The following is a 6,274-nucleotide window of genomic DNA, read 5'->3' as shown; positions in this document are numbered from 1 at the left end:
TCCGTCCCTGGCGTCCTATACCGGACACGGACCCGCTGGCCACTGGCCTGCGGGTCCGTGTGCGTCGAGGGCGGGCCATCGCCCCGGCCCGGACCCCGCCCACCCCGCCCCCTGTGCGCCCGAGCGCAACAAGACGAAGTGAGTGTGCACCCACCCCATGGGCACCTTCGAGCTGATCTCCCCGCGATCCCCGCGTGTCGTCGCCGCGAAGCGGCTGGCCAAGCGGAACTTCCGGTCGAAGGAGCGCCGCTTCATCGCCGAAGGGCCGCAGGCCGTACGGGAGGCGGTGGAGCACCGGGCCGAGGACGGGCAGCCGACGCTGCTCGAACTCTTCACCACCGTCGAGGCCGCCGAACGGTACGGGGACATCGTCGCCGCCGCCCGGGCCGCGGGGGCGCGCATCCACTACGCCGACGACAGCGTGCTGGCCGAGGTCTCGCAGACCGTCACCCCGCAGGGGCTGCTCGGCGTCTGCCGCTTCCTGGACTCGCCGTTCGACCGGATCCTCGCCGCCCGGCCCAGGCTGGTCGCCGTGCTCGCCCATGTACGCGACCCCGGGAACGCCGGCACAGTGCTGCGCTGCGCCGACGCCGCGGGCGCCGACGCTGTCGTACTCACCGACGCGTCGGTGGACCTCTACAACCCCAAGTCGGTGCGGGCTTCGGTCGGCTCCCTGTTCCATCTCCCGGTCGCCGTGGGCGTACCCGTCGAGCGGGCCGTCAGCGGGCTGAAGTCCGCCGGGGTCCGTATCCTCGCCGCCGACGGCGCCGGGGAGGACGACCTGGACGACGAGCTCGACGCCGGCACGATGGGCGGCCCCACCGCGTGGATCTTCGGGAACGAGGCCTGGGGGCTGCCCGAGGAGACCCGGGCGTTCGCGGACGCCGTGGTCCGGGTCCCCATCCACGGCAAGGCCGAGAGCCTCAACCTGGCGACCGCCGCGGCTGTCTGCCTGTATGCCTCCGCCCGCGCCCAGCGCACCGCCGGGGGCTGCCGGGCGCGCTGAGCCGGTTCGGCACGCCCCCGGCGGTGCCGACTGCGCGGTCGCCAGGGCTGTCGCTCCGTCACCGACGCCTAGTAGTGTGGCCAACTCGGGGACCCACTGCACCGGTTCGAGAGGTGGGGTACGGGGATGGCTGTCGGCACGAGCAGGCCGTCGAAGTCAGCTGCGGCGTCGGTCGGCGACTCCGTCGGGAGACCGGTCGCGCAGGCCGCCGACGCGTCGGCGTACGGTGCCCCCGGCTGCCCGCCCCTGGGCCTCGGCGACCTGGGTATCGACCCCGACGACCTGCCCGACGGACTGGTCGTAGCCGACGAGACCGGGCTGGTGACCTGCTTCAACGCCGCGGCGGTACGCATCACGGCCACCCCCGGGTCCGAGGCGATCGGGCTGCCGCTCGAGCATGTCCTGCCCCTGGAGGACCTCAAGGGGCGCCGCTGGTGGCCGCTGACCGATCCCTACGGCGGCCTCGCCACCCGCGTCGGCCAGCCCGAGCGCAATCTGCTGCTGCCCGGTGGCCGCGAGGTGCTGGTCTCCGCGCGATACGTCCGGGAGACCCCCATGGGGCCGGTCCGCCGGGTCGTGGTCACCCTGCGAGGCACCGAGGCCCGGCGCCGTACCGAACGCAGCCATGCCGAACTGATCGCCACCGTCGCCCACGAGCTGCGCTCGCCGCTGACCTCCGTCAAGGGCTTCACCGCCACCCTGCTCGCCAAGTGGGAGCGCTTCACCGACGACCAGAAGCGGCTGATGCTGGAGACCGTCGACGCCGACGCGGACCGCGTCACCCGGCTGATCGCCGAACTCCTCGACATCTCCCGGATCGACTCCGGACGGCTGGAGGTCCGCCGTCAGCCGGTCGACATAGCCGTGGCAGTCGGCCGCCATGTCCAGGCGCATACCGCGCGCGGCCAGTCGCCCGACCGCTTCTTCGTACGCGTCGAGTGCGGGCTGCCCGCGCTGTGGGCCGACCCCGACAAGATCGACCAGGTGCTCGGCAACCTGCTGGAAAATGCGGTGCGGCACGGCGAGGGAACCGTCACCATCGAGGTGGCGGCAGCGCCCGCACAGCCCGGAGACCCCGACGAGAAGGGAACGGTCGTCACCGTGAGCGACGAAGGCCCCGGCATCCCCGAGGAGTCGATGGGCCGTGTCTTCACCCGCTTCTGGCGGGGGAGCAAGCGCGGTGGTACCGGTCTTGGTCTGTACATCGTCAAGGGCATCGTGGAGGCGCACGGCGGGACGATCACCGTCGGGCGAGGCCCCCGCGGCGGAGCCGAGTTCCGATTTACCCTGCCCGTGGGCGCCCCGGCGTACCTCAGCTGACCACCCTCGCTGAGTCCCGACCCGCGGACCACGGGCTCTCTCGTATACCTCACCCCGCTAAACTCGACCTTTGGCACCTTTGCGTCCTCGGTCGTCTAGCAGGGGCCCCAGCCACCCCATCGGAAGCACGGGAAGAGATGTCGGCACCCAATAAGTCATACGACCCAGTAGAGGTCGAGGCACTGAAACCGGAAGAGATCGAGCGCATGCGGGACGAGGCGCTCGCCGCCTTCGCCGCCGCCGGCGACCTCGACGCGCTCCACGAGGCGAAGATCGCGCACACCGGCCCCGCCTCGCCGCTCGCCCTCGCCAACCGCGAGATCGGCGCCCTGCCGCCGCACGCCAAGGCCGATGCCGGAAAGCGCGTGGGCCAGGCCCGCGGCGCCGTGAACAAGGGCCTGGCCGCACGTCAGGCCGAGCTGGAAGCGGAGCGGGACACCCGCGTGCTGGTCGAGGAGGCGGTGGATGTCACCCTGCCCTACGACCGCACCCCCGCCGGCGCCCGGCATCCGCTCACCACGCTCATGGAGCGCATCGAGGACGTCTTCACGGCCATGGGCTATGAGGTCGCCGAAGGCCCCGAGGTCGAGTCCGAATGGCTGAACTTCGACGCGCTGAACATCGCGGCGGACCATCCCGCCCGGGGTGAGCACGACACCTTCTTCGTCCGCGGCGCCGGGAGCGCCGAGGGCGCCGGGATTCCGGCGGGTGCCGAAGCGGCGAACCAGGGCGGTGTCGTCCTGCGTACCCACACCTCCCCCGTACAGGTCCGCTCGATGCTGGACCGCGAGCCGCCGCTGTATGTGATCTGCCCCGGCCGCGTCTACCGCACGGACGACCTCGACGCCACCCACACCCCGGTGTTCCACCAGGTCGAGCTGCTGGCCGTGGACGAGGGCCTCACCATGGCCGACCTCAAGGGCACCCTCGACCACATGGTCCAGGCGCTCTTCGGCGAGGGCATGAAGACCCGGCTGCGGCCGAACTTCTTCCCGTTCACCGAGCCGTCCGCCGAGATGGACATGGTCTGCTACGTGTGCCGGGGCGAGTCCGTCGGCGACCCCGACCGCCCCTGCCGCACCTGCTCGAGCGAGGGCTGGATCGAACTCGGCGGCTGCGGGATGGTCAACCCGAAGGTGCTGGTCGCCTGCGGTGTCGACCCCGAGAAGTACAGCGGGTTCGCTTTCGGATTCGGCATCGAGCGGATGCTGATGTTCCGCCACAACGTCGAAGACATGCGAGACATGGTCGAGGGTGACGTCCGGTTCACCCGGCCCTTCGGGATGGAGATCTGATGCGGATCCCGCTTTCATGGCTGCGGGAGTACGTCGACCTGCCGGCGACGGAGACCGGCCGTGACGTACAGGCCAAACTGATTGCCGCCGGGCTCGAGGTCGAGACCGTCGAGCAGCTCGGCGCCGGGCTCACCGGCCCCCTCGTCGTGGGCCAGGTGGCCACCATCGAGGAACTCACCGAGTTCAAGAAGCCGATCCGCTTCTGCACGGTCGACGTGGGGGAGGCTGGGGGCACATCCCAGGCCGAAGGCTCTGGGGGAGGTACGGGTGGACCGCAGGAGATCATCTGCGGCGCCCGGAACTTCGCCGTCGGCGACAAGGTCGTCGTGGCCCTGCCCGGCGCCGTCCTGCCCGGTGACTTCCGTATCGCCGAGCGCGAGACCTACGGCCGGGTGTCCCGCGGCATGATCTGCTCCAGCGACGAGCTGGGCATGGGCGACGACGGCACGCACGGCATCATCGTGCTGCCGCCCGAGGTCGAGGTGGGCACCGACGCCACCGAGCTGCTGGAGCTGTACGACGAGGTCCTCGACATCGCCGTCACACCCGACCGCGGCTACTGCCTGTCGATGCGCGGTGTCGCCCGCGAGGCCGCCATCGCGTACGGGCTGCCGCTGCGCGACCCCGCGCTGCTCGACGTCCCCGCGCCCAACTCGTTCGGCCACGCGGTGCGGATCGGCGACCCTATGGGCTGCGACCGCTTCACGGCGCGCACCGTCGTCGGGCTGGACCCCGAGGCCCGCTCCCCGATCTGGATGCAGCGCCGGCTCCAGAAGGCGGGCATGCGCCCGATCTCCCTGGCCGTCGACATCACCAACTACGTGATGCTCGAACTGGGCCAGCCGCTGCACGCCTACGACCGGTCCAGCCTTGACGGACCGATCGGGGTGCGCCGCGCCGAGCCCGGCGAGAAGTTCACCACCCTCGACGGGGTCAAGCGTGTTCTGGACGCCGGGGACCTGGTCATCACCGACGACCGCGGACCGATCGGCCTGGCCGGTGTGATGGGCGGAGCCAACACCGAGATCGCCGACTCCGTCACCGACCCCGAGACCGGCGAGGTGCGCGGCACCACCGAAGTCGTCATCGAGGCCGCCCACTTCGACCCGGTGTCCATCGCCCGTACGGCGCGCCGCCACAAGCTGTCGTCGGAGGCGTCCCGGCGCTTCGAGCGCGGCGTCGACCCGCAGGCCGCTGCCGCTGCCGCGCAGCGCACGGTGGACCTGCTGGTGCTCCTCGCGGGCGGCACGGCGGAGGCCGGGGTCACCGAGATCATCGCCCCTTCCGCGCCGCGCACCATCACGATGCCCGCCGACCACCCCGACCGCGTGGCCGGTGTCGTGTACGGCCGGGAGACCGTCGTACGCCGCCTCCAGGAGGTCGGCTGCGATGTCTACGGGCAGGACGAGCTCGTGGTCACCGTGCCGTCGTGGCGGCCCGACCTGCACGCGCCGAACGACCTCGCCGAAGAGGTCATCCGGCTGGAGGGCTACGAGAACCTCCCGTCCACGTTGCCCACGCCGCCGTCCGGTCGCGGACTCACCGCGCGTCAGCGGCTGCACCGCCGGGTCGGCCGGGCACTCGCCGGAGCGGGCTATGTCGAGGCGCTGAACTACCCGTTCATCGGCGAGGCCGTGCTCGACCAGCTCGGGTTCGAGGCGGACGACCCGCGGCGCGCCGTCGTCACCCTGGTCAACCCGATCTCGGACGAGGAACCGGCGATGCGTACCACGCTGCTGCCGGGACTGCTCACCGCACTGCGCCGCAACGCCGGCCGTGGCGCCCATGATCTGGCCCTGTTCGAGACCGGTCTGGTCTTCCGCCCGACGGGTGAGGAGCCGGCCGCGCTCCCGGAGACGCTGTCGGTGGACCGTCGGCCCACGGACGAGGAGATCGCCCTGCTGAACGCGGCTCTGCCGCGCCAGCCGAGGCGCGTCGCCACCGTGCTCGCCGGTGCCCGCGAGCAGGCCGGCTGGTGGGGCCAGGGCCGTCCGGCGGACTGGGCGGACGCGGTCGAGTCGGCCCGTACGGTGGCCCGCGAGGCCGGCGTCGAGCTCGTCATCCGCGCGGACCAGCACGCCCCATGGCATCCGGGCCGCTGTGCCGGGCTGTACGCCACGGTCGACGGCGCGGAGACCCTCGTCGGTCACGCCGGTGAGCTGCACCCGCGCGTCATCAAGGCGTTCGGACTGCCGGAGCGGAGCTGCGCGATGGAGCTGGAGCTCGACCTGCTTGAGCGGGCCGGCGAGGGCGCGCTCCAGGCGCCGCGTATCTCCACCTTCCCGGTGGCGACGCAGGACGTCGCCCTGGTCGTCCCGTCCGATGTGCCCTCGGACGAGGTCGAGCGGGTGCTGCGGGAAGGCGCGGGCGAACTGCTGGAGTCCATCCGGCTGTTCGATGTGTTCTCCGGTGAGCAGGTCGGTGAGGGCAGGAAGTCGCTGGCGTACGCCCTGCGCTTCCGCGCCCCCGACCGCACGCTGACCGTCGATGAGGCGTCGGCCGCGCGCGACGCGGCGATCGCCCTGGCGGCGGAACGCGTCGGCGCGGTGCTCCGCGGCGCCTGACGCCCGCCCGCCGTCGCGCGAGGGGGCGCACCCGGTCACCCGGACACCGTTGGCGAATGCCCCTTCACTCTGCCCCGCCGGATCTATCC

4 protein-coding genes are annotated in these 6,274 nt (G+C 72.1%); all 4 read left to right on the top strand.

Going from position 1 to position 6,274, the window contains the following annotated elements; genetic code table 11:
• Positions 1-157 precede the first annotated feature (157 nt).
• The 4 genes from ACFWI9_RS32295 (at position 158) to pheT (ending at position 6,185) form a co-directional block, all read left to right on the top strand.
• Entirely contained in the window at positions 158-1,006 is an 849-nt protein-coding gene (locus ACFWI9_RS32295) for a TrmH family RNA methyltransferase (RefSeq protein WP_387168273.1), read from the top strand.
• Between the two features lie 126 nt (positions 1,007-1,132).
• Positions 1,133-2,326: an ATP-binding protein gene (locus tag ACFWI9_RS32290; RefSeq protein WP_387168271.1), complete on the top strand. Its 1,194-nt coding sequence runs from the start codon at positions 1,133-1,135 to the stop codon at positions 2,324-2,326.
• 137 nt (positions 2,327-2,463) lie between these two features.
• A complete protein-coding gene (gene pheS, locus ACFWI9_RS32285) occupies positions 2,464-3,621 on the top strand; it encodes a phenylalanine--tRNA ligase subunit alpha (RefSeq protein ID WP_387168269.1) in 1,158 nt (385 codons plus the stop codon).
• On the top strand, positions 3,621-6,185 hold the full coding sequence (gene pheT, locus ACFWI9_RS32280) for a phenylalanine--tRNA ligase subunit beta (RefSeq protein WP_387168266.1): 2,565 nt from the start codon (positions 3,621-3,623) through the stop codon (positions 6,183-6,185). The genes pheS and pheT overlap by 1 nt, the downstream gene beginning before the upstream one ends.
• The last annotated feature ends 89 nt before the right edge of the window (positions 6,186-6,274 follow it).

Source organism: Streptomyces sp. NPDC127084 (genome assembly GCF_042724175.1).
Lineage (GTDB): Bacteria > Actinomycetota > Actinomycetes > Streptomycetales > Streptomycetaceae > Streptomyces.
This window is presented reverse-complemented; position numbering and strand designations above follow the sequence as displayed.

What these genes read in the sequence shown, in the direction of transcription:
- ACFWI9_RS32295 (WP_387168273.1), top strand. Translation starts at nt 158, where the DNA reads ATGGGCACCTTCGAGCTGATCTCCCCGCGATCCCCGCGTGTCGTCGCC.
- ACFWI9_RS32290 (WP_387168271.1), top strand. Translation starts at nt 1,133, where the DNA reads ATGGCTGTCGGCACGAGCAGGCCGTCGAAGTCAGCTGCGGCGTCGGTC.
- pheS (WP_387168269.1), top strand. Translation starts at nt 2,464, where the DNA reads ATGTCGGCACCCAATAAGTCATACGACCCAGTAGAGGTCGAGGCACTG.
- pheT (WP_387168266.1), top strand. Translation starts at nt 3,621, where the DNA reads ATGCGGATCCCGCTTTCATGGCTGCGGGAGTACGTCGACCTGCCGGCG.